Origin of the sequence: Corynebacterium tuberculostearicum, from assembly GCF_022347385.1 — a bacterium.
GTDB classification, from domain to species: domain Bacteria; phylum Actinomycetota; class Actinomycetes; order Mycobacteriales; family Mycobacteriaceae; genus Corynebacterium; species Corynebacterium tuberculostearicum_M.
The window spans coordinates 48528-74134 of record NZ_JAKRDT010000008.1 but is presented as its reverse complement, the minus strand read 5'-3'; the positions used below and the strand labels follow the sequence as shown (position 1 = coordinate 74134).

The following is a 25607-nucleotide window of genomic DNA, read 5'->3' as shown; positions in this document are numbered from 1 at the left end:
TTTTAACAGAAATGAGAGAGCGCGTCCCGTCGAGCTTGCAGATATGTTTCTGGTGTGAATTTCGGGGACGATTTCAGCAGTAGGGTGGGCATAGAAAAAGCCGCCTGGGTCCTCAGTTCAAGGGACCTAGGCGGCAAGCACGTGGGGCTGGGCCCCGATAGGCGCTTAGTGCTCGTCGTAGTGATCGCCGTGGGCGGCGTGGCGGTGGCCGTCGTGCAGGTAGTCCACGTGGTCGCCGTGTGGGATCGCTACGTGGCCGCAGCCTTCACCATGGGTGTGGTCGGCGTGCGCCTCGGCTTCAACGTGCTCGGTGGTCTCGCACTCATCCCAGTGGCCATCATGCTCACGGTGAATGTGGCCCTCGTGGAGATAGTCGGTGTGGTCACCGTGTGGGAAGGAAACGTGGCCGCAATCGGCGCCATGGGTGTGGGTATGGTCTTCGTGGGTGTTGTGGGTCATGATGCCTGATCCTCTCTGGTAGGGGACGTTCCCCGTTGTTTTCAGTGCGTTTTCATTAAACCGTATTTTCATTTGAGTTTCAATAGGTGTGGGCGCGTTTCTCTAATTTTCCGGTTTGGGAAATAAAAGGGCCCGCCTCCTTGGGGCTAGGTGGAGGCGGGCGTCGTAAAGCTAGGGAGGGCCTTAGAGGAGATTGCTCAATTCGCGTGCGGCGGAAATGAGAATGTCGGCGTATTTCTGGGCCGGGGAAGGTTGGAAGCGCTCGACCGATCCGGAGATTGACAGTACTGCGAGGAAAGTTCCGGAACCATCGAAAACCGGCGCGGAAATGGAGGCTAAGCCGGCTTCACGTTCCTCAATAGATTCGGAATAGCCTTGGTTTCGGGCCGCCTCAATGTCTTCTTGGGTAAACGAGGCGTCTTCGGTATTGATGTCTACATATGCGGCAATGATGCGTGCGGCAGAGCCGGAGCTAAGCGGTAGCTGGCGCCCGACTGGCACGACGTTGTGGAGGCCGGATTCCGGCTCCCTGGTGGCAATGCAGGTGCGGGTATTTCCGGTGACCTCGAAGAGTTGGATGGATTCTCCGGTATGTTCGCGCAGTTTCTCCATGATTGGCCCGGCTGCCTCGAGGAGGTGATCGCGGTTGCCGGGAAGGGCTGGGCCGGCCTTCCACTTTCCATCGGGGGTGCGAACGAGGATGCGGTGTGCTTCGAGTGCGGTGGCCAATCGGTGTGCTGTCGCCCGAGGTAGCCCCGTGGTTTCGCATAATTCATTGAGGGTGGAGGGGTGGTTGGCGGCGGCCATCATTATGGCCATTGCTCGATCCAACACTTTAATTCCGGAAACTGCGCTATACTCTCCCATACAATGAAATCTACGTCCCAACTTATGAGATTTCAAGTGTGGAGAGATGTTTATGAACCAGAAGCTGACATTGGCAGAAAAAGTCTGGCGCGATCACGTCGTCCAACACGGCGATGCTGGGGCGCCAGACCTTATCTTTATTGACTTTCAGCTACTACATGAAGTTACCAGTCCGCAGGCCTTTGATGGCTTGCGGCTGGCCGGCCGCACGTTGCGTCACCCTGAGCTGCACTTGGCCACCGAGGATCATAACGTTCCCACGCAAGGCATCAAGTCCGGCAATCTCTTGGAAATCAAGGATGAGGTTTCACGCACCCAGGTATCGACCCTGCGCAAGAATTGCGAGGAATTTGGAGTGCGCTTGCACTCCATGGGAGATGCGCAGCAAGGCATTGTCCACACAGTTGGCCCGCAGCTGGGAATCACCCAGCCGGGTATGACAATCGTGTGTGGCGACTCGCATACCTCCACGCACGGCGCCTTTGGTTCTATCGCCATGGGTATTGGCACCTCTGAGGTAGAACACGTCATGGCTACGCAGACGCTTTCTTTAAAGCCATTCAAAACCATGGCTATTGAGGTGACTGGCGAGCTGCAAGAAGGGGTATCTGCCAAGGATCTCATCTTGGCCATTATCGCGAAAATTGGTACCGGTGGCGGGCAGGGCCACATTATTGAATATCGCGGTGAGGCCATCCGCAAGATGTCCATGGAAGCGCGCATGACGATGTGCAATATGTCTATTGAGGCAGGAGCCCGCGCCGGCATGGTCGCTCCCGATGAGACGACCTTCGAGTATGTCAAGGGCCGCGAGTTCGCTCCCACAGGAGCAGACTGGGATGCTGCAGTTGAGTATTGGAAGACACTTCCCACGGACGAAGGGGCAGAATTCGATACTGTCGTGGAAATTGATGGCTCCTCGCTGACCCCATTTGTTACGTGGGGAACCAATCCTGGACAGGGCCTTCCGTTAGGGGAGAAGGTCCCAGATCCGGAAAATTGTGGTGACGATAATGAAAAGGCCACTGTGGAAAAGGCTTTGCAGTATATGAACCTGCAGCCAGGTACTCCGCTGCGCGATATCAAGATCGATACCGTCTTCGTCGGTTCCTGTACCAATGCCCGCATTGAAGACCTGCGCGCTGCAGCCGACGTGGTCAAGGGGCGCACCATCGCTGCCAATACGCGGATGATGGTCGTGCCGTCCTCCGCCGTGGTCAAGGGCCAAGCGGAGGAGGAGGGCCTCGACGAAATCTTCCGACAGTTCGGCGCGGAGTGGCGTACCGCCGGCTGCTCGATGTGCTTGGGTATGAATCCAGATCAATTGGCTCCGGGCGAGCGATCCGCCTCCACCTCCAACCGCAACTTCGAGGGGCGACAAGGCCCTGGTGGGCGCACCCACCTTGTCTCCCCGCAGGTGGCTGCCGCGACTGCCGTGACCGGTTACCTGTCTAGCCCTGCAGATCTGGATTAAGCGCTTAGAAAGGCATTGACAATGGAGAAATTTATTACGCATACGGGAACGGGCGTGCCCCTGCGTGCTTCCAACGTGGATACTGACCAGATCATCCCCGCGCGCTACTTGAAGTCGGTCAAGCGTACCGGCTTTTCAGATGGCCTATTTTCAAATTGGCGCTCCGATGACAACTTTGTACTCAACCAGGCGCAATTCAAGGATGGCTCGGTGCTTTTCGCGGGCAGTGATTTTGGCACCGGATCCTCCCGTGAGCACGCAGTGTGGGCGTTGAGTGAATACGGTTTCCACGCGGTATTTTCTTCCCGCTTTGCTGATATTTTCCGCGGCAACGCTGGAAAATCCGGACTGTTTACTGGATTGATGGAGCAAGAAGATATTGAGCTCATCTGGAAACAGCTGGAAGCAGGAGAAACCCAGGTCACCGTGGACCTAGAGGCCCGAACGGTCACGGTGGGTGAAAATACCTACCGCTTCGATATTGATGACTACACCCGTTGGCGGTTGATGGAAGGGCTGGATGACATCGGCATTACGCTCCGCAACGAGGATGCAATCGCTGCCTACGAATCGCATCGCCCCAGCTTCAAGCCCGCTGTTCACGCCCAATAGCAGAAGAATCGATGGCGATCGGCGGGCCAGCAGTGCCCCTACAGTCTTGCAACGCGAAGAGGCCGTAGGGGCGCCGTGCGCTCACACGTGAACTTTAAACTTTCGCCTTGGGGTAAATGGGGGTACAACTCGGTAACGTATAGGTAACAATTGCTTGCTCCAGTTTCCCGCAACAAAGTATCGCCCTAGCTTTAGACTTATGAGCAATCCCTATTCGAATAATGATTCCTTCAATTCAGGAAACAACGGGGCAGAGTATCCCGGAGCCGACCATGAGTCTGTATCTCATGGAAATGGTGCGAATGGCCAGTCTGGCTACGGCCACCAGCAGTTTGGCCAGCAACAGTATGGACAACAGCAGTACGGCCAGCCTGGATACGCCGGGAGCCCGTATCCGGGAGACGATTCCCTGTATGGCCGAGACGTAGATGCTATTCAGGTCGTCGCGGATAGCTTCCGCTACTTCGGCCGCAATTGGGCGGAGTGGATTTTCGGTCCGCTGGTGCAGATGGTAGTTGTCTTGATCCTCTATTTGCTGATGTTCGCCGTCCTAGCAGGCAGCGGTGCATCCATTGATGCTCTAGCCAATAGCGGCTCGGGTTCCGATGCCGCGCTTACCGGTGGGCTCATTGCAGTAATGTTCTTAGCCTTTATCGCCATGTTCCTCGTGGTTATTTGGTCAGTTAGCACTTGGTACAAGGCTGCTAATAAACAGGTGGATACCGGGACGCTGGAGATAACGGACTTTCTGAGCTTTAAAAATGTCGCCGGTCTCATGGCGGTGAATGTGCTTTCGTACCTGGTTATTACCCTGGGCTTCATTCTCCTGGTTATTCCGGGACTCTTCGCCGCCTTCTTCTTCACTTGGATGCCGGCCGTCAAGGCTGCACGCCCTGAGCTATCTGTGGGCGAAACCTTTGGTGCATCCATCGAGGTCGCAAAGAAGAACGTTGGAGTGACCATCTTGGTGCTCGTCCTAATTGCCGTCCTGTACGCCGTGCTGAGCTTTACCATCGTCGGCGCTATTTTGTTCCCGGCGCTGAATACACTCATTATGGTTCTCTTTGTCCGCCGCACCCTTGAACTGCGCGGCTAGAAAGCTGCGCAGTCGCACAATAGGAGTGCACAGAAGGCCCTGCCGGTCCACCGAATCAGGTGGCAGGCAGGGCCTTAATTGTTGGTCGGGGAGAAGCCAGGAAACTAGCGCACCGGCAGTGGGCTAGCCAGGTAATCGGCACCGGTGAGCTCGCCATTGTTGAAAGACAAGACCCACACAGAAGCCTTCTTAAACTTCAGCTTGTCCACCGGCTTTTTCAGGAACTTTGGGGCGAGGTCTTCAATGATGCCAGGAATGGTGGCGCCTTGGCTGACGATGACGGGCACCCCGCCTTCGTTGACCACGCGGTGGAAGGCTTTCTTGGCCGCTTCTGGGTCGTTCTCCCAGGCCTCGTCACCAAAGTTTTTGTTGATGGAAATGTCCTTGCCCAGTTCGTCGGCAAGCGGGGCAGCCGTCTGCTGGCAGCGCTGGGGCAGGGCAGAGTAAATGGCGGTGGGCTGGAAGGCACTGAGCATCGGCACCAGCATCTCTGCTTGGCGGCGGCCCTTTTTATCCAGTGGCCGCAGGTTGTCATCGCCTTGCCAGCTACCGCTTTCATGCGCGCGTGCGTGGCGCACATAAAGCACGCGGGTAGCGGGCGCGATGCGTAGGCGCTTAGCCGCCTTGGCCACTACCGCGGTATCAACGTCGTAGGACAGGAGGTCTTGCGCTTCATCGATGGGCAGCCACCGTAGCTCATCGGTTTCACTATTGGCGGAATAGGTTCCGCCCAGGTACTTGGCCACCCAGTAGTAGACCACCTTAGTGCGGCCTTGGACTGGGTACGTTACCTTGCCGATGAGCTTGCCTAGACGCACGCTAAAGCCGGTCTCCTCCAGGATTTCCCGGGCCGCGGTAGTGGGCAGGGATTCGCCGGGATCGACCTTGCCCTTGGGCAGGGACCAATCATCGTAATGGGGGCGGTGGATGAGCGCGATTTCCGGGTCCTGCGGGGAGCCGCGCCAGATTACGGCGCCGGCGGCAAGGGTAGTGCGGTGGAATTCCTTGGCGGGGTCCACCGGGATTTCCTGGTGGCGGCCGGAAATAAACTCCTCGTGCTGCTGATCCTTGTCGGTTTCGTGCATCTTTTTAATATTGGGCATCGTCTGCCTCCACGGGGCCTTTCCACAGTAATTGGGTTTATAAGAACAACGTCTAAGGGCCCATTGTCCCACGGGTTAGGCGCGTTGTGCATCCTTGCCCCACGGGGGACGGGCATGCTTTAAGGTTAGGGTTATAGATTTGCACGTTTGGAGGAGACACCATGGTTAATGTTGCCGTGATGGGTGCTGGTTCTTGGGGCACTACCTTGGCCAAGGTCTTTGCGGACGCCGGAAATGACGTTCGCCTGTGGGCGCGCCGCGCGGAATTGGCGCAGGCCATCAACGAGACCCACACCAATCCGGACTATTTGCCGGATACCCGCCTGCCGGCCGTGGTGCGGGCCACCCATGATGATGTCGAAGCGCTGGCGCTTGCCGACGTCGTCGTGTTCGGCGTTCCCTCCCAAACCTTGCGCGCCAACGTGGAAAAGTGGGCGCCGCACCTGCCAGAGGACGCGACCCTGGTGTCTATTTCTAAAGGCGTAGAGACTGCCACGCTCAAGCGCATGAGTGAGGTCATTATGGATGCGGCGGGCGTGCCAGCAGACCGCGTGGCGGTACTGTCTGGCCCGAACTTGGCCAAGGAGATCGCTGCCGGCCAAGTGGCCGCCACGGTGATTGCCTGCTCCGATGAAGACCGCGCTCAGCGCGTGCAGGCTGCGGTCGCCGCGCCGTACCTGCGGCCCTACACCAATACCGATGTCATCGGCGCGGAAATCGGTGGCGCCTGCAAGAATGTCATCGCCTTGGCCTGTGGTATCGCCTCCGGCAAGGGGCTGGGCAATAACACCATGGCCACCATCATCACCCGCGGTCTGGCGGAGATTACCCGCCTGGGCGTGGAGCTGGGGGCGGATCCATTTACCTTTTCCGGCCTGGCAGGCATGGGCGACTTGGTGGCAACGTGCACCTCGACATTGTCGCGCAACCGCACCTTTGGCTACCGCCTGGGCCAAGGTGGCACGATTGAAGAGGCCAAGGCAGCCACCAATGGCCAGGTCGCGGAGGGCGTCTACTCCTGTGACTCCATCTATCGCCTAGCCCAGCAGGCCGGGGTAGAGATGCCGATCACCCACGCGGTCTATGGCGTGTGCTACGAGGGCATGGCGGTGGAAGATATGATCATCGCTTTGATGGGTCGGTCCAAGAAGTCGGAGTAGGTCGAGGGTAAAATCTGCGGGCATGACTGAAAAGACCCGCGTGGCCGTTATCTATGGCGGCCGTAGCACCGAGCATTCCGTATCCTGCGTATCCGCTGGCGCGATCATGAACCACCTCGATCCAGAGAAGTTCGAGGTGGTGCCCATCGGTATTACCCGTGAGGGCACGTGGACGCCCGGCACCACTGAGGGCTTAGAAATTGTCGATGGTGTTATGCCGGAGGTCAGCCCAGGTGCGGAGCTGACCCTTTCTCTTGATCCCAATGCCAGGGGACAGTTCCACAACGTCACCGACGGCACGCTCTTTGCAGAGGTCGACGTGGTATTTCCCATTCTGCACGGCCCCTTCGGTGAGGACGGCACTATCCAAGGCCTCTTTGAGCTTTCCGGCTTGCCCTATGTAGGCCCAGGGGTCTTGGCGTCCTCGGTGGGCATGGATAAGGAATTTACCAAGAAGGTGCTGGCGGCCGCAGACCTGCCAGTAGCGCCCGAGGTCATCCTCAAAGGCCGCACCGAGCTAAGCGAGGACGAAAAGCAGCGACTAGGCCTGCCCGTCTTTGTTAAACCCGCACGCGGTGGATCCTCCATTGGCGTATCCAAGGTCACTACCTGGGAGGAATTCCCCACAGCCGTCGACCTGGCGCTAGAGGATGACGAAAAGATCCTGGTGGAGCCGGAAATCGTTGGCCAAGAGGTAGAAATCGGCGTGCTCCACTATGCCGATGGCACCTTGCTGGCCTCCGTCCCGGCACTGCTCGCCGGTATCGATGATTCCGACGAGGGCTTTTATGGCTTCGACACCAAGTACCTCGACAATGTGGTTACCGCCGAAATCCCGGCGCCGTTCGCACCTGAGCTGACCGAGAAGCTACGCGACATGGCAATCCGCGCCTTCGAGGCCCTCAACTGTGAGGGCTTGTCTAGGGTCGACTTCTTCGTCACCGAGGAATCTGTGTACATCAACGAGATCAATACCCTGCCGGGCTTTACCCCGATCTCCATGTACCCGCAGGTGCTCGCGGCCTCGGGCGTTGAGTACCCGGCGCTGCTCGAGGCGCTTATCGAGCAGGCCCTAGCCAAGTAGGCCCAAGCGCTGCTTATTTTTCGGCCGTGTGCTCTGCGAGCACATCGCCAATTTCCACCAGGGCCGCCTGCGCGGCATCTTGTGGGGCGTGTAGCGCAAGGTAGTCCTCGCGGCCGAGGGCAAACCACGTGCCCGCGGTCGTGCCATGGGCCAAGGTGGTGTCCTCGAACCACGGAATATCGTTGACCTGTTGGAGCTTGACTCCGGCGCGATAGTTCTCCGGCTTGGCTACGCCGCATCGCGCAACGATGTCTTCGCGGCCTTCGGCACTCCATACATAGGTATTCTTATCCTCAACCTCGCGGCGGCTGTATCCCTCAGCCACCGAATCGGGCAGGGCCTTGTCTACTTCTGCGCACATCTGGTCATTCCCCGCCTTGAGAGCCTTAAGTGGCGCCTCGTGGGCAGTGGCAGGCTTTTCTTCGAGGGAAGAGAGGGCGTCGTTCAGCTCGCCCGGCTCTGCGTCAGTGGAGGCAGTGACCGCGACAACGGGGAAGCGCTGCGGCGCATACCAAGTGGTGAGGTTGGAGCCGGGGGTGGCATCGCGCACCTGGAACCACTGTTCGCCTTCTACGTCCTGGGTCTGGGAGTACTCGGTGTACTGGAAAGGCATATCTACGCCACAGCGCACGGTGACCTTATCCTCTGAGGTAGTGGCCCAGGCCGCGACGCCCGAAGGCACGGGCTCGGCAATATCGGCACGTGGCCTATCCATGACCTGATCCGGAAGGGCGTCGATAAAGCTGCGGCAGGCTTGCGAGTCTGCCTCCTTAGACTCCACGGGGGAGACCGCCACTGGTGCTTTGGCGACGTTATTGAATACGTATTTTGCGCCGAAAAGGACCGCCAGAACCATCACTATGGACAACCCAAGTGAAATGAAGATCGCGGTGCGGTTAAATTGGGATGTCATAAGGGCTCATAGTATCGAAAGGAAGCTGGTGAACTTAACTCAGACTCTCGCAGATGTGGGAGAACGCGCCGCCATCCGGGAAATTACCTCCGTGGCCTCCAGTAGGCTCAATGGAGACGATGCCGCGGTACTGCCCAGCGCGCCGCCGAATTCCCGCACCGTGGCGGCCACTGATTTGATGGTGGAGGGACGTCATTTTCTGCGCGAGTGGTCTACCCCGCGCGAGATTGGCAAGAAGGCCATCTTGCGCAATTTTGCCGATGTGGAAGCTATGGGTGCCCGTCCGGTTGCTGCCCTGCTTGCAATCGCCGCGCCAGGCGATACCCCGGTGCCCTTCGTACGTGGCATTGCCGAGGGAATTGCGGAACATAGCTCCTTCTATAACGCCGAGTTGGTAGGCGGCGACCTCACGAAGTCTGATCTCTTGGTCATCAATATCACGGCCGTAGGCTTCCTGGGCGGCAGCCTTCCCGCCTTGACTTTGGACGGGGCGCGGGCAGGTCAGCAGGTGGTAGCGCACGGCAAGATCGGCCACTCGGCCGCCGGCTTGGCCTTGTTGGAGCGCTTCGGCCGGAACCTTCCTGCAGGGCATGAGCACCTGCAGCCGCTTATCGACGCCCACTGTGCCCCCTGGCTCAACCCCGGCCGCGGCGTCATTGCCCGTGCCGCGGGGGTCACCGCCATGACCGATAACTCAGACGGGCTGATCCAAGACTGCACGACGATGGCCGAGCACTCCTGCGTACACATGGACTTGGATCCACAGGCCTTGCAACCGGAAGAATTGCTGTGCCAAGCCGCGGATCTACTCGACTGCGACCCGTGGGAATGGGTACTCAGCGGTGGAGAAGACCACACCCTCATCGGCACGACGGCAAAGGAAGCGCCCTCCGGATTCCGAAAGATTGGCACCGTAACCCGCGGCTGCGGGGTTACGCTGGGAGGTACGACACCGAGCTATCAGAAAGGCTGGCTGAGCTTTTAACCATGCACCCCACCTACCACCCCTCTTGGGAGCCGGTGCTGGCACCGGTAGTTGAAAAGCAATGGCCACAGATTTCTCACGCTCTTGAGGGGCAGGACTATTTGCCCCCGGCGGAGGACGTCTGCCGCGCGTTGCAGATGCCGCTGGATGAGGTCCGGGTGCTCATTGTGGGCCAAGACCCTTATCCCACCCCAGGACACGCCATGGGCATGGCCTTCTCGACTCGCCCGGGTGTGAAACCGCCGCGTTCCTTGGTCAATATTTACCGCGAGCTGCACGATGATCTGGGTATCGACGGCCGGGAAGACGGGGACCTGAGCGCCTGGGCGGACCAGGGAGTGCTGCTGCTGAACAGGGTGCTTACCGTAGCCCCAGGCAAAGCCGGTTCGCACCGTCACATCGGTTGGGAAGAGATCACCGAGGCTGCCATTCGCGCGCTCAACCGCAGCCCCATGGTCGCGATTCTCTGGGGCCGGGATGCACAAGCGTGTGAGCGCTTTCTTCCCGACGTCCCCTGTATCAAGTCCCCACACCCCTCACCGCTTTCTGCCAGCCGCGGTTTCTTTGGATCGAAGCCCTTTTCCCGGGCAAACGCCCTTTTGCGGGACCAAGGCGCACAGGAAATAGACTGGCGCTTGTAAACTATTGCGCATGTCCTACCCCAGCACGCTGGATTCCCACGGAATGCGCAATTGGGCCACCCGCGCCGTGGGGGAATTAGCCCATCGCCGCGATGAGATCAACGCGCTCAATGTCTTTCCCGTGCCGGATTCCGATACGGGCTCGAATATGGCGCACACTATGGAGGCAGCGGTTGCGGAGCTGGACAATGGTGGCGATGTCGCCGATTCACTCGCGCTCGGGGCGGTGCGTGGTGCCCGCGGAAACTCGGGAATGGTGCTCTCGCAGGTTCTGCGCGGCGTGGCCGAGTCAACTGTGGACTCAGTTATCGACGGTGCCGTCTTTGTCCGCTCCCTCAAGCAGGCCGTGGAGCTGGTGGACCGGGCTATCGCCGAGCCGGTGGAAGGCACAGTTATTACGGTCTTGAAGGCAGCAGCCGAGGCTGCCGGCGACGCTCAAGCGCAATCAGGCGCAACCTTGCACAGTACTGTGAGTGCCGCAATCGCTGCCGCGGAAACGGCCCTCGAGCGCACTCCTTCGCAATTGCCAGCCCTGCGCGAGGCAGGAGTGGTGGATGCCGGCGGCGCTGGTCTCGTTATCCTCTTAGAGTCTCTCCTTGCTGAGATCGAAGGCTCGACTGGGCACACAGGCCTGCCCGAGGCGGAGCCGACAACTGAACTGGAAGTGGTGTTTTTCTTCGAGGGAGATATAGACGCGCTGCAAACAGCAATTTCCCCTATGGGAGATAGCCTCGTCATCGCTCGCGCCACCGAGGACAGCGCTAATGTACATATCCACTCCCGGCAGGCAGGCAAGGTCATCGAAACCGCCTTTGGAACAGGAAAGGTCTCCAACCTGCACCTCGAGGTGTTGCCTCCTCACGCCGAACCTGCTTCCGAAGATCCGATTGCTCGCCGAGTGTTTGCCGCCGCACCAGCCGGGCCCATCAGCGATCTTCTGGCATCTGCGGGGGTTAGCGTCGTGTCACCGGATGATCCCATTGCGGCGAAAGACGAGGACATCGTTCTTGCTACCGGCGTGAGTTCGCAGACCGCTGCTGGGCGAGTAGTGCCCGCGCAATCGCTGGCTGCAGCCTTAGCCGCGATCTCCGTCTATGAACCGGATAACCCAGATACTGGTGCCGTCGTTGCCGCCATGCGTGATGCTGCCAAGTCCATGCGAGTGGCTTACCCGAGCCAGGAAACCCCGCAATCAATCATTGCCACTTGCCGCGATCTCTTAGCAGAAGGCGGTGAGCAGGTCACAGTCTTAAGCGCCCTTGATCTAGACCAGGAGGACCTAGCTCAACAGCTTCGCGTGGACGTTATGGCACTGAAAGTACCGGATATCGCAACCGAAATCGGAGTGGAATAGCAATGCTCGGCTGGCAGGACAACCGCCCTTTGACAGAGGTGCTTGCGGCGAAGGACGCCGCGAAGATTACCAAAGCACTGGGGTATGAGACCTGCGGCGAGCTCTTAGCTCACTATCCGCGAGACTATATCCGCCACAACAAGGACGTCGGCCTAGGAGACGCTGCGGAGGGCGATATCGTCACGGTTACCGGAACCATTACCGGATTTACCCGACATGACTCGGGCAAGACCACCATCATCAATGTGCAGCTCGATGGCAGCATCATTGCGACGTTTTTCAATGCCAATTACGTGATGCGGATGTTGCACCGCGGACAGCGCGTCATGATGAGCGGCAAGCTTAAGTTCTTTCGCAATCAGCCGCAGTTGCAGCAGCCGGACTTTGTAGAGATCGATGCGTTTGGCCGCCCCGATGGCGAACTGGATGATTACCGCCAGCCAGCGGCCGAATCCGGCAAGAAGCACCGCCCAAAGGCCACCGGCTCGCTGCGGAACCTGTCGCAGTTTGGCAGGCTCGACCAGCTCCTCTTGGAACGCGAATGGATACCGGTGTACCCGGCTACGTCCAAGGTGACTTCGTGGTACATCATGGGTGCCATCCACTACGTCTTATCTAAGACCCCGCCGATTGAGGAACCGCTGGATTATCAGATGATCATCAGCCTCGATAAGGCAGTGCGGGAAATCCATGAGCCGGGGGAGGCGGGCCCGTACCGTGCGATTCAAAGGCTGAAGTACAACGAGGCTCTGTCCATTGGCCTGGTGATGGCATTGCGCCAGCGAGATGCCGAAGCCCGGACCGCTTCTACCATGCCGGCTACCTTAGGCGGCTATCGCGAGGAACTGCTGAGCCATCTGCCCTTTGATCTGACTGAAGGGCAGCGGCGCGTCATCAGCGAGATTGAAGACGATCTGGCTCGTCCGCTGCCCATGATGCGCTTGCTGCAAGGTGAGGTTGGCTCTGGCAAAACCATGGTGGCTACCTGCGCTATGCTGCAGGCTGTTGACGCAGGAACGCAGGCCGCGCTGTTGGCGCCGACGGAAGTACTCGCCTCCCAACACGCTGCCTCCATCGGAACCTCGGTTCCCGAAGGGGTCAAGGTGGTACTCCTGACCGGCTCCATGCGTACGGCGGACAAGCGGCAGGCATTATTGGATATTGTCTCCGGTGACGCGGACATCGTCATTGGAACCCATGCGATTATCCAAGACAGCGTGGAGTTCTTTAACCTGGGATTGGTCGTCGTAGATGAGCAACACCGGTTTGGTGTAGAGCAGCGCGATAGCCTGCGGTTAAAGGCACGTGAAGGCCTCAGCCCCCACGTGCTGGTGATGACAGCAACACCGATTCCGCGCACCATTGCGATGACCGTCTTTGGTGACCTCGCCGTATCAACGCTGACCGAGCTGCCCGGTGGTCGCAAACCTATTCAGTCAGCAGTGGTGGCCGAGTGGCGGCCGACCTGGGTGCTGCGCGCACTCGAGCGGATACGCGAGGAGGTTGCCCACGGCCATCAGGCCTATATCGTTTGCCCGCGCATTGAAGGCAAAGGCGGGGTGCTAGAGCTTGCACAGCAGTTAGAAAACGGTCCCTTCAAGGGACTGCGGGTCGCCATTTTGCATGGGAAGATGCCCAATAAAGACGAGGTAATGACGTCATTTGCCAGGGGAGAGATCGATATCCTGGTCTCTACCACGGTCATTGAGGTGGGCGTGGATGTTCCCAATGCCACGGTGATGCTCATTCGCGAGTCCGAGCATTTCGGCGTTTCCCAGTTGCACCAGTTGCGTGGGCGTGTGGGACGAGGCGGCAATGCCTCCGTCTGCCTTTTGCACACGACGGCAGCCGATAACACTCCGTCCTTCCGTCGTATCACTCAGATCGCCCAAACGTCCTCGGGTTTTGAACTGGCCGAGCTTGATTTGCGCCAGCGGCAAGAGGGCGACATCTTGGGCACCATGCAGTCCGGAACTCACCGCACACTGCGGCTACTGAACTTGGCGGATGACCAAGACATTGTGGAGCGCACCCACACGGATGCGCGCGCCATGGTGATGCGCAATCCCGAGCTGGCTGAGGAACTCACGCGCAATTTGAGCGAAAGCGAACAGGAATACTTGGAGAAGAACTAAGACGGGTTAACCTAGAAGCATGAAAATTTACGCCCCTTTCGCGGGCATCGTCCGTTGCCATGTGAATGTGGGAGACACTGTTGATACCGGAGTACCGCTTGCGACCGTTGAAGCCACGAAGCTCGAGGCTCCCGTAGAAAGCCCGGGACCAGGAAAGGTCCACCGTATTGTGGTCTCTGACTTTAGTGATGTGGTGGGCGGAGACCTTTTGATGGAGATTGGAGAAGCATAAATGACGCGCATTATTGCCGGCGAAGCTCGCGGACGCACCATTAAAGTGCCTGCAGAAGGAACCCGGCCTACCGCAGACCGCGCCCGCGAAGGGCTGTTTTCATCTCTCACTGCACGGTGGGGCTTTGCTGGATCTTCGGTGCTCGATCTTTTTGCTGGCTCTGGTGCCCTGGGCCTAGAGGCGGCGAGCCGTGGAGCAGATGAAGCAGTACTGGTGGAATCTTCGGCCGATGCGGTGAAAATCATCCGGCACAACATGGGCGTCGTCAAGCATCCCGGCGTGCGCGTGCAAGAGATGAAGGTAGGCACCTACCTGGCTAGTGCCCCGCGCAAACACTTCGATCTGGTGCTTGCGGACCCGCCCTATGCTTTTGATGAGGTGGATGCACTCATTGCTGCCATCGAACCGGTGCTTACTGATCGCGCAATGGTAGTAATTGAGCGCCACGTCGATTCCGCGGATATGGTGTGGCCTGCTGGTTTTGAGCCCACCGGCCAAAAGCTTAAGAAGCGCACCTTTGGCATCGCCCGCATGGATATGGCGGTCTATACTCGCCCCGGCAGCGAGGACGCCGAAGACTAATCCCCTGAAAAGAAAGCGAAAGTAGCATGACTAAGGCCGTCTGCCCTGGATCCTTCGACCCCGTCACCTTAGGTCACGTCGATATCATCAATCGCGCTAACCAGATGTTTGATGAGGTCACCGTGTTGGTAACCGGTAACCCTGACAAGCCTTCTGGGCTCTTTAGCGTGGAGGAGCGCATGGAACTTATCCGCCAAAGCGTGGATTCATCCATCAAGGTGGATTATTGCTCCGGGCTGTTGGTGGACTACACCACGGAGCATGGGGCAGACGTCCTAGTGAAGGGACTGCGTAGCTCTCTCGATTATGAATATGAGCTGCCTATGGCGCAGATGAATCGGCGCCTTTCGGGAATCGATACTGTCTTCCTACTCACGGACGAGAAGTACGGCTATATTAGTTCCTCGCTGTGTAAGCAGGTAGCCAAGTTTGGCGGCGACGTAACCGGAATGTTCCCAGAGTCTGTCGGCCGTGCGGTAAAGGAGAAATACCGGCAGTGAGCCTCGCACTGGTTATTTTCCTCGTCGTTGTCGTTGGTTCGACACTGCAACGGGTATCCGGAATGGGGCTCGGCCTCATCGGCGGCCCCATCCTCATGCTCATTATGGGGCCGGTCGAAGGCATCCTGGTGATCAACGTTCTGGCCTGCATAAATGCGATTCTGACCACCTATTCCGTGCGTGAAAATGTGAGCTGGAAGAAGTTCGGACTTATAGCTCCAGTTATGGTGATTGGTTCCTTGGCCGCGGCGTTGCTCATTAGGCGCATGGACACGGCAGGGCTGATGATCGTGGTGGGCGCTGCGCTTCTGGCCGCATTGGCCGTAGTGACATTTGGAAAGAAGTTTGTCCCGCCGATGGAGGGCAAAGGCCCTGCCATCTCCGCCGGTATTCTCGGCGGCTTTACCAATACCTTGGCGGGCGTGGCCGGCCCTGTTATTACCGTCTACGCCCAGGCGGCAAAGTGGCCCCAAAATGTCTACGCAGCTACGCTGCAGCCGATTTTTGTCGTAGGCGGATTCTTTTCCGTGATGACCAAGACGCTCACAGGTGCGGCCCACTTTGATGGCTTGCCTTGGGTGATGTGGCCCGCCGGTGTATTAGGTATGTTCGTCGGAATTTGGGCCGGCACCCGCATTTCCCAGCGTGTTCCACGAGAAAAGGCCCGCGTGCTCTCACTGAGCGTTGCCGGGTTGGGCGCGGCCAGCGCACTGATTCGGGGCATTTTGACGCTTTCGTAGACGAGTCAGCCACGGCAAAGCCCGCCGGTCCTCTTCGCGGAAGAGGGCGGCGGGCTGAAGGCAATCTGTGGAGTGTAGTGGGGTTATAGCAACGAAGCCAAAAAGTCCTTGGTGCGTGGTTGTTGCGGGTTATCCAAAACCTCAGCTGGGCTGCCAGACTCGATGACCACGCCGCCGTCCATGAAGAAGACCTTATCGGCCACCTCGCGCGCAAACCCCATCTCGTGGGTGACTACGAGCATGGTCATGCCTTCGGCTGCGAGGTCCTTCATAACGCGCAGCACTTCGCCGACGAGCTCGGGGTCGAGGGCGGACGTAGGTTCGTCGAAAAGCATAAGCTTAGGATCCATGGCCACCGCACGAGCAATGGCCACGCGTTGTTGCTGGCCGCCAGAGAGCTGTACCGGGTAGTTATTGGCCTTGGACGCCAAGCCAACGTCCTCCAACAGCTCCATAGCGCGGGCGCGGGCGGTCTCTTCCGGAATCTTTTTCACCTGCACCGGTGCCTCGATGATATTTTCAATCACCGTGCGGTGGGGGAAAAGGTTGAAAGATTGAAAGACCATGCCGATATCGGAGCGCTGCTCTGCGGCTTCCTTCTCGCTGATCTCATAAAGGGTGCCGTTCTTTTCGCGGTAGCCAATCAGCTCGCCGTCGACATAGAGTCGGCCCGCCGTCGCCTTATCAAGGTGGTTGACGCAGCGCAGGAAGGTGGACTTGCCGGAGCCCGAGGGGCCTAGTAGGCAGGCCACTTCGCCGGGCTGGACCTCAAGATCGATGCCTTTGAGGACCTCGAGCTGCCCGAAGGACTTATGGACGTTCTGGGCGGAAATCATGGGAGTAGCCATTAGTTTTTAGCCTCCGAAATCACGGATACGTTGCGGGGGATGGTTCCTTCAGCGTCTGCCAGCGCAGCAAGTTGGCGGCCGGTGAGTTCGCGGGTGGCACCGCGCTCAAAGCGGCGCTCCAGGAAGTACTGACCCACCATCAGCAGGGAAGTAACCACGAGGTACCAGGACGCTGCGACCAGTAGCAGCGGGATGGGCTGGAAGAGGGCGGCGGAAATATCCGTGGAACGGCCGAAGATTTCCTCGGTATAAGGAATGGCCACCACGAGGGAAGAGGTCTTGAGCAAGGAAATGAACTCATTGCCTGTGGGCGGAATGATAATGCGCATGGCCTGCGGAAGGACGGTGCGACGCATGGTCATCCACCAGGACATGCCGAGTGCCTTGGAAGCTTCCTTCTGCCCCTCGGGAACAGAGGTGATACCGGAGCGCACAATCTCGGCCATATAGGCGGCTTCATTGAGGCCCAGGCCCATCACCGCAAGGAAGAAGGCGTTGGTGAGGATCGTCTGCAAGGATACCTCGGTAAAGCCCAGGTTGATGGATTGGTAGATAGCGGACAGCAGGCCCCAAAACACCAGCTGCACATAGATAGGCGTGCCGCGGAAGACCCAGAGGAATACCCAGGAAACGCTGCGCAGCACTGGATTGGGGGACATGCGCATAACCGCGAGTATGGCACCACCCACAACGCCGATGATCATTGACAAAATGGTGATGGCAATGGTGTGCAGGGAGGCAAGCGCAATGCGCTTATCAAAGAGATACTGGAAGTAGGTGTCCCAGCCAAAAGCCTCGTTGCGGGCGGAGGCGATGATGAACCACACGCCGAGCACGATAAGCAGGCCGGCGAAGACCCAGCGCCACGGGTGGCGTAGAGGTCGCGCCTCGATCTTGGCGGGCTTTTTCTTAGGCTCTGCCGTAGCTGGCGTCGCCGCATTTTCATTAACCATTGATCGGCCTTTCATTAATCATTGCCTGGTCTATTAAGCCATCCTCGATGCCCCAACGGGACAAAATTTCTGCATACTCACCGGTTTCGATGAGGTGCTGCAGTGCCGCAGCCGAGGCCTTGCCCAAATCGGAATCCTTGGGTACGGCAAAGCCATAGGGCGATGCTTGGAACATATCGCCTACCTGCTGCATCTTTCCTTCGGAGCGGTTGACCGCCCACGCAGTAACTGGGGAGTCCGCTGACAGGGCATCTGCGCGACCCATAAGGACCGCCAGCGCGGCATTGTCACCGGTGTCATAAGACAAGACAGTCAGATCGCCATTGCATGCATCCTTCTTAGGCCGCACATCGTCGGTTTCAGATACCGTGGTGCGCTGCACCGCAACGGTCAAGCCGCAAGGATTATCCGGGTCAACCTTCTTAGGTCCATCTACTCGCTCGGCCCACTGGATGCCGGCGTAGAGGTGATCTACAAAGTCGAATTCATTGCGGCGGTCGGGGTTATCCGTGAACCCGGATGCGCCCATATCAATCTGGCCCGATTGCACGGCGGGCAAGATCATGGAGAAGTCCTGTTCCACGGGCTGGAAATCGAGTCCCAAGACGCCGGCAACGGCGTGAGCAAGATCGAGTTCAACGCCCTGGAGCGCCCCGTGGGAATCCTTAAGCTGAAATGGGGCATAGGGCGGGTTAGTTCCGGCGGTAAGGACGCCATCGTTGTCGTCATACATGGCGGCAATTTCCGGCACCATTGCGGAATGGGGTTCTTCCCAGCCGTCCGGAGTGGAATCTTCCTCGTTGGTGACGCAGGCACCCAAGCTCAGCGTGGGGACGAGGACCGCGGCGATAATCGCGCGGCGAGAAAACGAGCGCGGCATTATTTTTGCGCCGTCCTTTCATCTATAGCGCGGGCTTTCTTCATATCTACGAAGATGAAGGCGGAGACGATGAGTGCACCGAGGATGAACATGCCAATGATGATGCCGCTAGAGGCATCTTGGTCAGCTCCCCAGGGCCACAGTGCGCGCAGAGAACCGAGCATGAAACCTGCCATAGCCATCAGCGTAGGGGCGCGGTGATGATCCAGCAGGAAGTTCAACACCTTGATAAACGCCGCAAGACCACACAGGGCACCCAGCGCGAAGATGGCGATAGTGCCTAGGTCACGATCTGAAACGGCGCCAATGATGGGCTGGTAGAGGCCCATGGTCAGCAGGATAAGCGAGCCGGAGATGCCAGGCAGGATGAGTGCACATACCGCGATGGCGGCGGCGAAGAAGACCACGATGAGGCTGGGGTCCTCGTGCGGTTCGGAGGTGAATCCGGTGATAAAGAAGATGGCAATCGCAGCGATCACAAAGGCAATGATGGAAGAGGGGCGCAGCCTCTCCTGCTTAGAAAGCATGGATAGCGGTACAAAAATGGACACAGCCACCATGCCCAAAAAGAGCGCTCCGGAAGCCGATACGTGATTATCTACGAAGTTAGAAAGCACGGTGGACATTCCGAAGACGGCGATGAACATGCCGATCGCTACGGAGATGAGGAAGCTCCATTCGACCTTCTTGAAGCGGCCGGAGATGAGATCGTTGGCGTTGTGGACTGCGCGTTCATAAATGCCCACGATGAGCGCCACGGTGCCACCGGAGATGCCCGGTACGAGCTCGGCCATGCCGATGAGGGCGCCGCGGATAGCGTTCAAAATGTACTGCATAAAATAAAAATCTACCTGGGAGGGGGCTGGTGCGGAGGGCGACTGGCCTAGTAAGGCGGCAGAAAAGTGCCGAAGTGGGAGGCTAGGCGAACCGCTGTGAAGCGTAATGCATATCTTTCATTAGAGGATCGTTAGCTACCTACCGCGAGAAGGGAGGAACTTCTCCCTAACCGTAGAGGTAAAACGGTATTCACGAATATTCTGTCAGTTTAATACACCCCAATGCAACTATGCAGTTCGGGGCAGGATATACGGACTTGGCCACAGTGGGATGGTCCATTCAGAAGCAACCATAAGTTTCCCATTATTCAGTCTCCTGTTTACGCGGGCTTCAACTAGCTGAAAGCTTCACGTCCTAGAATCCCTCGCGTATTCCCGCCATCTCCCCTGAGCAAGCATTCCTTTCCAGTCTTAAAGGACTCTCTATGAAAAACCGTTTCGTCCTGCCTGCCCTAACTGCAACCGCGGTGGCGGGTAACCTCATCGTTGTACCGGCCGCAAGTGCTGCGGAGTTTGGGGCCGAGGGGGCGTCGCCAAGCGAGGGCTCTCGTTTCAGTATCGGCGTCTTACCGGATACCCAGTTCTACTCGCGCTATTCCACCCCTGAGACGGGCAACTTGGCCCAAGCTCGCTACGGAAGCGAACCCTATTTGGCCCAAACTCAATGGTTGGTAGATCACCAAGACGAGCTGAACATGGATTTTGTCACCCACTTGGGCGATGTCGTCGACCAATGGAACGTGGAGGGCGAATGGCAGGTAGCCGATAAGGCCATGCAGGTCCTCGATGATTCTGACCTGAACTACTCCATCCTGCCCGGCAATCACGACATGGACGTCGAGGGTGCGGCGGCTCACCCGTATGACAAGTGGTTTAGCGCCGATCGTGCCAAGAACGCTAATCCGGAGACCTTCCAAGAGCGCTACACTGCGGTCAATAATGACTCCGAGGCTCACATCTTTGAAGCCGAGGGGCAGAAGTACCTCAACCTTGCGCTGGGCTGGCGCGCCGATGAGAAGGCCCTTGCGTGGGCGCAAGGCATCATCGATAAGCACCCCAACCTCCCCGTCATCGTCACGACGCACGAAGCCCTTAATATCGATGGCGAGGGCAACGTTTTCTATTCCGATGACTATGGCAAGGGCCTGTGGGATACGTTCATCAAGCGCAACGACCAGATCTTCCTGGTGATGGGCGGCCACCACCACGGTGCGGGCTACCGCGTGGATAAGAACGATGCCGGCCACGATGTCGTTTCCATCTTGCAGGACTATCAGATGGCCTATCAGGGCGGAAATGGTCTGCTGGGCGTGCTCGAGTTCGACCTTTCCGGCAAGCAGCTGGAGATGACCGCGCTCTCGCCGTGGGTGGCGCAGAAGCCGCACGAGGAGCTGACGCAATTCGATAAGCTCACCCTGGATGATCAGGGCGATAGCTACGCCATTCCGTTCGACTTTGAGCAGCGCTTTTCCTCCTTTTCCCCGGATTTCACCGTGGGCGAGGGCCACCAGCCGGACCTAGCGCAGCGTGCGCGCGACATCGCCGCGGAAGGCTATAGGCCCTACACCATCGCGGAGGATGAGCTGCCCAAGGGCGCGGATGACTTTGCCAAGAATGATCGCACGGTATTCCACTGGCGCCCGGGCCAGGCCCAGGACAAGGACGGCCATGCGCTTGCCGACGGCGCCCCTGCCGGCCGCGGCACCACCATCCCCGATATTGCCAGCGATTCCGGCAGCGACCTGCACCGCTCTGGCGCCATGCTAGGTGATCGGGTGACCTATAGCTCCGATCACCACCCGCTGTCTTCTGATGCCGGTTCCCTCTTCTGGTCCGACCCTGCCGGCAAGGTAGGCAACGCCGAGTTCCGCACCGACAAGGGCGCCGCGGCCAATAGCGTCGATACCACCAAGGGCTACACCTTCGAATCCTTCGTCAAGATTCCTAAAGACTTCAATGGTGCCCAGCATGGTTGGGGAAGCGCGCTCAGCCGCGACTCAGCCATCAATAAGTTGGTCGACGGCTCTGAGGACACGGATCCCACGGTCATGTTTGGCATCTCCAACCTGCGCGAGCTGCGCTGGTGGGCGGAGCCGAAGCAGGGAAGCGGTTCTACCGTATGGTCCCACGAGGTGCCCAAGGACGAGTGGATGCACATCGCCGTGGTCAATGATCCGGAGCGCGATAGCGTGGAGATGTTCATCAACGGCGCGCCTATCTTGCGCAATGCCGTAGGCGCCGAAGGCCTCCTCCCGCGGGACCTGCAGTGGGTCATGGGTGGCGGCTTTGACAACCAGCGCCCGCAGGATCCGTGGTACGGCTGGATCGGCGAGACCCGCCTGACCCAGGGTGTTCTGGGCAAGGACGAATGGCTAACCGCCCGTGCACACGATGACGGCAAACCGGTCGATACTACGCAGCCGGCCGCAGGCAGCTCCGCATCGAGCAACGGCGCGAGCTCAAAGCCCGCCATCTTGGGAGCACTCCTCGGCATCGCAGGCGTGGCCGGACTCATCGGTCTAGCGCTACCGCAGCTGAAGGCTTCCATCCCGCAGATCAACGCAGCGCTGCGCAAGTACCATCTACCTACGTTGCCTGAGCTTTACTAGGTTGTGTGAGAGGGCCAATTTTTGGCGGTGGGATTGCGCAAGCAATCGTTCCAAATGTGCTTAGGTTTCTCGCGCCATGTGGGCGAGCTTAAGCACATTTAGTTTTTATAGCTCTTCCTGCTTTGTATAGAAATGTACCTTCCACCAAAACCATGCTGCTGCTCCACCCAGCAGAATTGATATCCAAACCTGTGAAGGTTGTTGAAGAACTAATGCACCCAGAAGCGTGATGATTGCCAATGCGGTGAATACCGCCGCTTTCGTGCGTTCAATTCGTAACCTTTTCATAAAACACCTCATCGTGACAGACACATCGCATCTACAAGACCCAAGATAAAAGAATATTGTCTTGATGTCAACAATAGTTTACACTCTGTATTGGTAAAGTAACTTTGTGGTAACTGTCTTAGGGTAGAAGTAAATAGCTAGGTTTGGGGTGAACCTAGAGGCACTGTCTGTTGGGAGTAGAGGCTTGAGGAATGTCTGATCAACGAAATGATGGAAGTAGCCTGGGGGCAAATGGGCGCCGTGAAAAGGTGTTCTTAGCAACTATTGCTCTTGTTCTTGCGCTTTCTGCCCTGAATGTGGTCCTGTGTATTGTCTCGTTTGATGAATATGCCGACGCGTTTGTCTCGATTCATCGAGATTCGTTTAACGGAATTGAAGATGTACAGGTCGAGCGGTGGATACTGCGAGGGCTCCTACTGATCCGTTCAGTGGTAGCACTATCGTGGATAGTGTCCTTTCTCTATTTGAAGAAAATGCTGAAGAAGTCAGACGGGAATAGTTCGCTGATTATGGGGGTGTACTCAGTCCTTTCAGCCATAGGATTCGGATATCTCGTTCTTAGGGCGGAATTGCCTAGCTTGGTGGTTGTGCGGTCTGTGCAAGCGGTAGTCTGCCTTGCTCTGGCGGGCTATTTGGGCATCGAAAGACTAAAAGTACCCGAGCGTTTCCAAGTATCCGATCAAACTGAAATCGAGGAGAAGGGCTGAAGCATTAAAAGAACCTCGAACCTAATCAGTAAGAAAGGTCCGAGGTTTTTCTCTTTGTGCCCCTGGTGAGACTCGAACTCACACGGCCTGTCGCAATTTAATAGTCTGACCAGGGGATAATTTACGATGACCCGGTTTGTGACAACGATTTGACAACTATGATGAGAGTGTCTGATGGTTTGTGTGTGGGTACCTAACCCGCATGGTGCTGTTGCAAACTTCAGGCGGAGAGCCGTGACGACCCAGTCTTCATCCTCTGATGCTCGCTGCGGGTCGGCGTTCTCAGGTAGCCTCGAAGACCCGGTTGACGATCACCGCATCCGGGTTCGGTTGCTCGTAGGCATACATCGCGCCGTGGCCTTTCCGTCATGAGTGCATCGCTTCCATCCCTTTCAACGTCCGATATGCAGATGTCCGGTTCTTAAACGCGCCTTTCGGCCCGAGGATCTGCTTCAGCCGACCATGGTCGCCTTCCAGGATGTTGTTGAGGTATTTTACCTGCCGGTGTTCCACTGTTGGCGGGCAGATTCCCTCTAACTTCAACTCGGCGATTGCCCTGGCTAGGGAGGGTGCTTTATCGGTGTTGATCACTCTGGGATACCCGGCTGATGCATTGGATCTGAGGGTCTTGGCCAGGAAACGCTTCGCTGCGGCCACGTTCCGCTTCGGAGAGAGGTAAAAATCCAGGGTCTGACCACCGGCGGTGATCGCCCGATAGAGGTAGCACCACCTGCCGCCGACCCGGATATAGGTCTTATCCACTCGCCAGGAAGTGGCCTGTCAGTCGGGTACCTGCCGGGACCGCCGTGTTTGCTTGTCCAGCTCAGGGGCGTATTTCTGGACCCAGCGGTAGATCGTGGTGTGATCGACTGGCACGCCCCGCTCGATCATCATTTCCTCCAGATCGCGGTAGCTCACCCCGTAGCGGCAGTACCACCGCACTGCCGACAGAATGATGTCACGGGGGGAAATGACGACCAGAGAAGATACCCATGGCTGTGATTATTTCGCGCAGGTCTTCCTACTGCCCCAACTTTGCAACAACACCCTTCCGGCCGCGAACCGGTGGCACCACGATGTGGCCGAGGCGGAAGGGAGGCCGACACCCGCCCCGAAACTTGGGGTGGAGGACGTCTACGCCAAGCTGACTCCGACTGCGGTGAACATTCCCCACAGGGGAAACATTGGCGTCGAGTTCGACGACGGGTACATGTTCGGAGGGCACCCCGTGACGGTGAAGACGAAGAGGGATGGAACTCCCACCTCGATCGAGATGGACGTCTAACCCGACAGTCCTTCTCCCACCTTGCCCTGCCGGGCAGGATGAGGGTTGATTGCCGGGTTGTCGCTTACTAGACAGGGGCTTGGCGGAGCGGAATGCGCTCACCGCGAGGTGTTTTCGCTGGTGAACACCCACTTGCTCTGCAGGATGAAGTTGAGGGTGGTGGCTGTTGCCTGCGAAATCACCCACGAGAGTAAAAACCGTGTGTTCGAAATCCGCCAGCGGGATACGGGCGAGCTTGTTGCCCAGCACCGCCATGATCAAACACGCGGTGTAGACGATGAAGCCCCCGCTTCTCGGTGGGGGACCGGTTGCCGGAGAAAGTGACAACGCTATTGGCGTAGTAGGCGAACAGGCTGCCCAGAATGTAACTGATTGCCCGGCCAATCAGGGCGTTTGCCCCGGAGGTTTCAAGGAAGTGCATGGTGCCGAAGTCGATGGCGGCGCCGATTACTCCCACGATGCACAACAACACCACTGCCCGGGCGTTTTTCGTACACCTGCCCGTCGGCCGTGGTCTATCATGGGCGTCGTCGACTGTCTGGCTTGGGATGAGGTACGTCTGCGGGGGTCGGGTAGGCCAGCTGAGGCTTTCTATAAGGTGAACTAGATGAGGCCATAAATATGGGCGAAGGGGTCGACAGTGCTGTCTGTTTGTGGCTGATATTCCGCTAGCGTGGTCGCTTCTTCAAAAGCTTCTGCACCGAAGAGGTGCTGGATCAGCGAGGCAGCCATGTCCAAACCCGCCGCAACGCCCGAGGATGTCCATATTTTTCCATCCTCCACCCAGCGGGCTTGAGATTGCCATTCAACATCATCATCCAAGGAAGAAACCCAACCGAATGCCCTCTTGTTGCTCGTTGCTCGGCGCCCTTTAAGGAGACCCGCGGCTGCCAGTAGGGCTGACCCAGTACAGACCGATGCCACTATCTCGGCGCGCTGTCCCGTTTCCTTTAACCAGGACAGGAAGGTGGTGTCTTGAACTAGGGTTCGCGTCCCCGCACCCCCGGGGATCAGGAGAATATCCGGATTCTCGAGGTTTGTGTAAGGCAGATCTGTCAAGACACGTACGCCCTGGGCGCTCTGGACGGGCTCTTTTTCCTTTCCTAAAAAACTTATACGTATGTCCGGAACCTGACTCAAAAGCTCCACCGGCCCAAAGACGTCTAACACCTCGAATCCTTCAAAAAGGATGACGGAAACATGTCGCTCCCCAATCAGCTTTCCCATAGTCACAGATTACATGGTAGAGGGCGTGTCAGTGTGG

The 25607-nt window shown here is 58.0% G+C and carries 27 protein-coding genes and 1 pseudogene; 16 read left to right on the top strand and 12 right to left on the bottom strand.

Translation table 11 applies throughout. From position 1 onward, the window contains the following. Nucleotides 1-165: 165 nt before the first annotated feature. Together MHK00_RS06285 and MHK00_RS06280 are read right to left on the bottom strand one after the other, a co-directional pair. Nucleotides 166-459, bottom strand: coding sequence for a hypothetical protein (locus MHK00_RS06285; RefSeq protein ID WP_083798063.1), 294 nt, complete (start codon nucleotides 457-459; stop codon nucleotides 166-168). Nucleotides 460-642: 183 nt separating this feature from the next. Beyond that, nucleotides 643-1326, bottom strand: coding sequence for an IclR family transcriptional regulator (locus MHK00_RS06280; RefSeq protein ID WP_250410872.1), 684 nt, complete (start codon nucleotides 1324-1326; stop codon nucleotides 643-645). A gap of 52 nt (nucleotides 1327-1378) precedes the next feature. Between MHK00_RS06280 and leuC the strand changes: the two genes are divergently transcribed. The 3 genes from leuC (at nucleotide 1379) to MHK00_RS06265 (ending at nucleotide 4508) form a co-directional block, all read left to right on the top strand. Next, nucleotides 1379-2800 (top strand): 3-isopropylmalate dehydratase large subunit, encoded by a 1422-nt coding sequence (gene leuC / locus MHK00_RS06275; protein ID WP_250410871.1) that lies wholly within the window; start codon nucleotides 1379-1381, stop codon nucleotides 2798-2800. A 21-nt stretch (nucleotides 2801-2821) separates the two neighbouring features. Beyond that, the gene (leuD, locus tag MHK00_RS06270) at nucleotides 2822-3412 is read left to right on the top strand and encodes a 3-isopropylmalate dehydratase small subunit (RefSeq protein WP_250410870.1); all 591 of its coding nucleotides are present in this window, start codon (nucleotides 2822-2824) and stop codon (nucleotides 3410-3412) included. Between the two features lie 199 nt (nucleotides 3413-3611). Next, nucleotides 3612-4508: a YciC family protein gene (locus tag MHK00_RS06265; RefSeq protein ID WP_250410869.1), complete on the top strand. Its 897-nt coding sequence runs from the start codon at nucleotides 3612-3614 to the stop codon at nucleotides 4506-4508. Nucleotides 4509-4612: 104 nt separating this feature from the next. Here the strand turns inward: MHK00_RS06265 and MHK00_RS06260 are convergent, their stop codons facing one another. After that, nucleotides 4613-5611, bottom strand: coding sequence for an NUDIX hydrolase (locus MHK00_RS06260; RefSeq protein ID WP_250410868.1), 999 nt, complete (start codon nucleotides 5609-5611; stop codon nucleotides 4613-4615). Between the two features lie 161 nt (nucleotides 5612-5772). On the opposite strand from MHK00_RS06260, the gene MHK00_RS06255 reads away from it, so the two are divergent. Then, nucleotides 5773-6771 (top strand): NAD(P)H-dependent glycerol-3-phosphate dehydrogenase, encoded by a 999-nt coding sequence (locus tag MHK00_RS06255; RefSeq protein WP_239228519.1) that lies wholly within the window; start codon nucleotides 5773-5775, stop codon nucleotides 6769-6771. A 22-nt stretch (nucleotides 6772-6793) separates the two neighbouring features. After that, on the top strand, nucleotides 6794-7855 hold the full coding sequence (locus MHK00_RS06250) for a D-alanine--D-alanine ligase family protein (RefSeq protein ID WP_250410867.1): 1062 nt from the start codon (nucleotides 6794-6796) through the stop codon (nucleotides 7853-7855). Nucleotides 7856-7868: 13 nt separating this feature from the next. Here MHK00_RS06250 and MHK00_RS06245 read toward each other — a convergent pair whose 3' ends face one another. Next, entirely contained in the window at nucleotides 7869-8768 is a 900-nt protein-coding gene (locus tag MHK00_RS06245) for a DUF3515 domain-containing protein (RefSeq protein ID WP_034668164.1), read from the bottom strand. On the opposite strand from MHK00_RS06245, the gene MHK00_RS06240 reads away from it, so the two are divergent. Genes MHK00_RS06240 through MHK00_RS06205 form a run of 8 tightly spaced genes read left to right on the top strand, consistent with a single transcriptional unit; the run spans nucleotide 8716 to nucleotide 15937 of the window. Further along, nucleotides 8716-9753 (top strand): thiamine-phosphate kinase, encoded by a 1038-nt coding sequence (locus MHK00_RS06240; protein ID WP_005323297.1) that lies wholly within the window; start codon nucleotides 8716-8718, stop codon nucleotides 9751-9753. The two genes, MHK00_RS06245 and MHK00_RS06240, sit on opposite strands and share 53 nt — an antisense overlap. A 2-nt stretch (nucleotides 9754-9755) precedes the next feature. Next, nucleotides 9756-10394: a uracil-DNA glycosylase gene (locus MHK00_RS06235; protein WP_250410866.1), complete on the top strand. Its 639-nt coding sequence runs from the start codon at nucleotides 9756-9758 to the stop codon at nucleotides 10392-10394. Nucleotides 10395-10404: 10 nt separating this feature from the next. Continuing rightward, nucleotides 10405-11748: a DAK2 domain-containing protein gene (locus MHK00_RS06230; protein ID WP_250410865.1), complete on the top strand. Its 1344-nt coding sequence runs from the start codon at nucleotides 10405-10407 to the stop codon at nucleotides 11746-11748. Between the two features lie 2 nt (nucleotides 11749-11750). After that, the gene (locus MHK00_RS06225; RefSeq protein ID WP_250410864.1) at nucleotides 11751-13883 is read left to right on the top strand and encodes an ATP-dependent DNA helicase RecG; all 2133 of its coding nucleotides are present in this window, start codon (nucleotides 11751-11753) and stop codon (nucleotides 13881-13883) included. A gap of 19 nt (nucleotides 13884-13902) precedes the next feature. Next, complete coding sequence (locus MHK00_RS06220) at nucleotides 13903-14115, top strand: biotin/lipoyl-containing protein (RefSeq protein ID WP_005327804.1); 213 nt, start codon at nucleotides 13903-13905, stop codon at nucleotides 14113-14115. Beyond that, nucleotides 14116-14697 carry a 16S rRNA (guanine(966)-N(2))-methyltransferase RsmD gene (rsmD, locus tag MHK00_RS06215; RefSeq protein ID WP_005323292.1) on the top strand — a complete coding sequence of 194 codons (582 nt, stop codon included), beginning with the start codon at nucleotides 14116-14118 and terminating at the stop codon, nucleotides 14695-14697. Between the two features lie 26 nt (nucleotides 14698-14723). Beyond that, nucleotides 14724-15197 carry a pantetheine-phosphate adenylyltransferase gene (coaD, locus tag MHK00_RS06210; protein ID WP_005323291.1) on the top strand — a complete coding sequence of 158 codons (474 nt, stop codon included), beginning with the start codon at nucleotides 14724-14726 and terminating at the stop codon, nucleotides 15195-15197. After that, the gene (locus MHK00_RS06205; RefSeq protein ID WP_200435231.1) at nucleotides 15194-15937 is read left to right on the top strand and encodes a TSUP family transporter; all 744 of its coding nucleotides are present in this window, start codon (nucleotides 15194-15196) and stop codon (nucleotides 15935-15937) included. The genes coaD and MHK00_RS06205 overlap by 4 nt, the downstream gene beginning before the upstream one ends. Before the next feature lie 83 nt (nucleotides 15938-16020). Here the strand turns inward: MHK00_RS06205 and MHK00_RS06200 are convergent, their stop codons facing one another. The 4 genes from MHK00_RS06200 to MHK00_RS06185 are packed head-to-tail and all read right to left on the bottom strand — an operon-like array spanning nucleotide 16021 to nucleotide 19454. Next, nucleotides 16021-16785 carry an amino acid ABC transporter ATP-binding protein gene (locus MHK00_RS06200; RefSeq protein WP_005323289.1) on the bottom strand — a complete coding sequence of 255 codons (765 nt, stop codon included), beginning with the start codon at nucleotides 16783-16785 and terminating at the stop codon, nucleotides 16021-16023. Beyond that, nucleotides 16785-17738 carry an amino acid ABC transporter permease gene (locus tag MHK00_RS06195; RefSeq protein WP_250410863.1) on the bottom strand — a complete coding sequence of 318 codons (954 nt, stop codon included), beginning with the start codon at nucleotides 17736-17738 and terminating at the stop codon, nucleotides 16785-16787. The genes MHK00_RS06200 and MHK00_RS06195 overlap by 1 nt, the downstream gene beginning before the upstream one ends. Further along, entirely contained in the window at nucleotides 17731-18618 is an 888-nt protein-coding gene (locus MHK00_RS06190; RefSeq protein ID WP_250410862.1) for an ABC transporter substrate-binding protein, read from the bottom strand. Before MHK00_RS06190 ends, MHK00_RS06195 begins: the two co-directional genes overlap by 8 nt. After that, the gene (locus tag MHK00_RS06185; protein ID WP_250410861.1) at nucleotides 18618-19454 is read right to left on the bottom strand and encodes a DUF368 domain-containing protein; all 837 of its coding nucleotides are present in this window, start codon (nucleotides 19452-19454) and stop codon (nucleotides 18618-18620) included. The genes MHK00_RS06190 and MHK00_RS06185 overlap by 1 nt, the downstream gene beginning before the upstream one ends. Nucleotides 19455-19879: 425 nt before the next feature. Between MHK00_RS06185 and MHK00_RS06180 the strand changes: the two genes are divergently transcribed. Then, nucleotides 19880-22063 carry a LamG-like jellyroll fold domain-containing protein gene (locus MHK00_RS06180; RefSeq protein WP_250410860.1) on the top strand — a complete coding sequence of 728 codons (2184 nt, stop codon included), beginning with the start codon at nucleotides 19880-19882 and terminating at the stop codon, nucleotides 22061-22063. Nucleotides 22064-22168: 105 nt separating this feature from the next. On the opposite strand, the gene MHK00_RS06175 is transcribed toward MHK00_RS06180, so the two are convergent. After that, on the bottom strand, nucleotides 22169-22351 hold the full coding sequence (locus MHK00_RS06175; RefSeq protein ID WP_150850365.1) for a hypothetical protein: 183 nt from the start codon (nucleotides 22349-22351) through the stop codon (nucleotides 22169-22171). A 191-nt stretch (nucleotides 22352-22542) separates the two neighbouring features. Here MHK00_RS06175 and MHK00_RS06170 point away from each other — a divergent pair, with 191 nt between their 5' ends. Then, nucleotides 22543-23058, top strand: a complete 516-nt coding sequence (locus MHK00_RS06170) for a hypothetical protein (protein WP_250410859.1) — start codon at nucleotides 22543-22545, stop codon at nucleotides 23056-23058. Between the two features lie 282 nt (nucleotides 23059-23340). Here MHK00_RS06170 and MHK00_RS06165 read toward each other — a convergent pair. Next, nucleotides 23341-24052: pseudogene (locus MHK00_RS06165) on the bottom strand (IS6 family transposase). Here MHK00_RS06165 and MHK00_RS06160 point away from each other — a divergent pair. Continuing rightward, nucleotides 24029-24343: a DUF2262 domain-containing protein gene (locus MHK00_RS06160; protein ID WP_250410858.1), complete on the top strand. Its 315-nt coding sequence runs from the start codon at nucleotides 24029-24031 to the stop codon at nucleotides 24341-24343. The pseudogene MHK00_RS06165 and the gene MHK00_RS06160 sit on opposite strands and share 24 nt — an antisense overlap. A 178-nt stretch (nucleotides 24344-24521) precedes the next feature. Here the strand turns inward: MHK00_RS06160 and MHK00_RS11955 are convergent, their stop codons facing one another. After that, complete coding sequence (locus tag MHK00_RS11955) at nucleotides 24522-24800, bottom strand: GtrA family protein (RefSeq protein ID WP_366512262.1); 279 nt, start codon at nucleotides 24798-24800, stop codon at nucleotides 24522-24524. A 146-nt stretch (nucleotides 24801-24946) separates the two neighbouring features. Further along, entirely contained in the window at nucleotides 24947-25570 is a 624-nt protein-coding gene (locus tag MHK00_RS06155) for a DJ-1/PfpI family protein (protein WP_250410857.1), read from the bottom strand. Nucleotides 25571-25607: the final 37 nt, after the last annotated feature.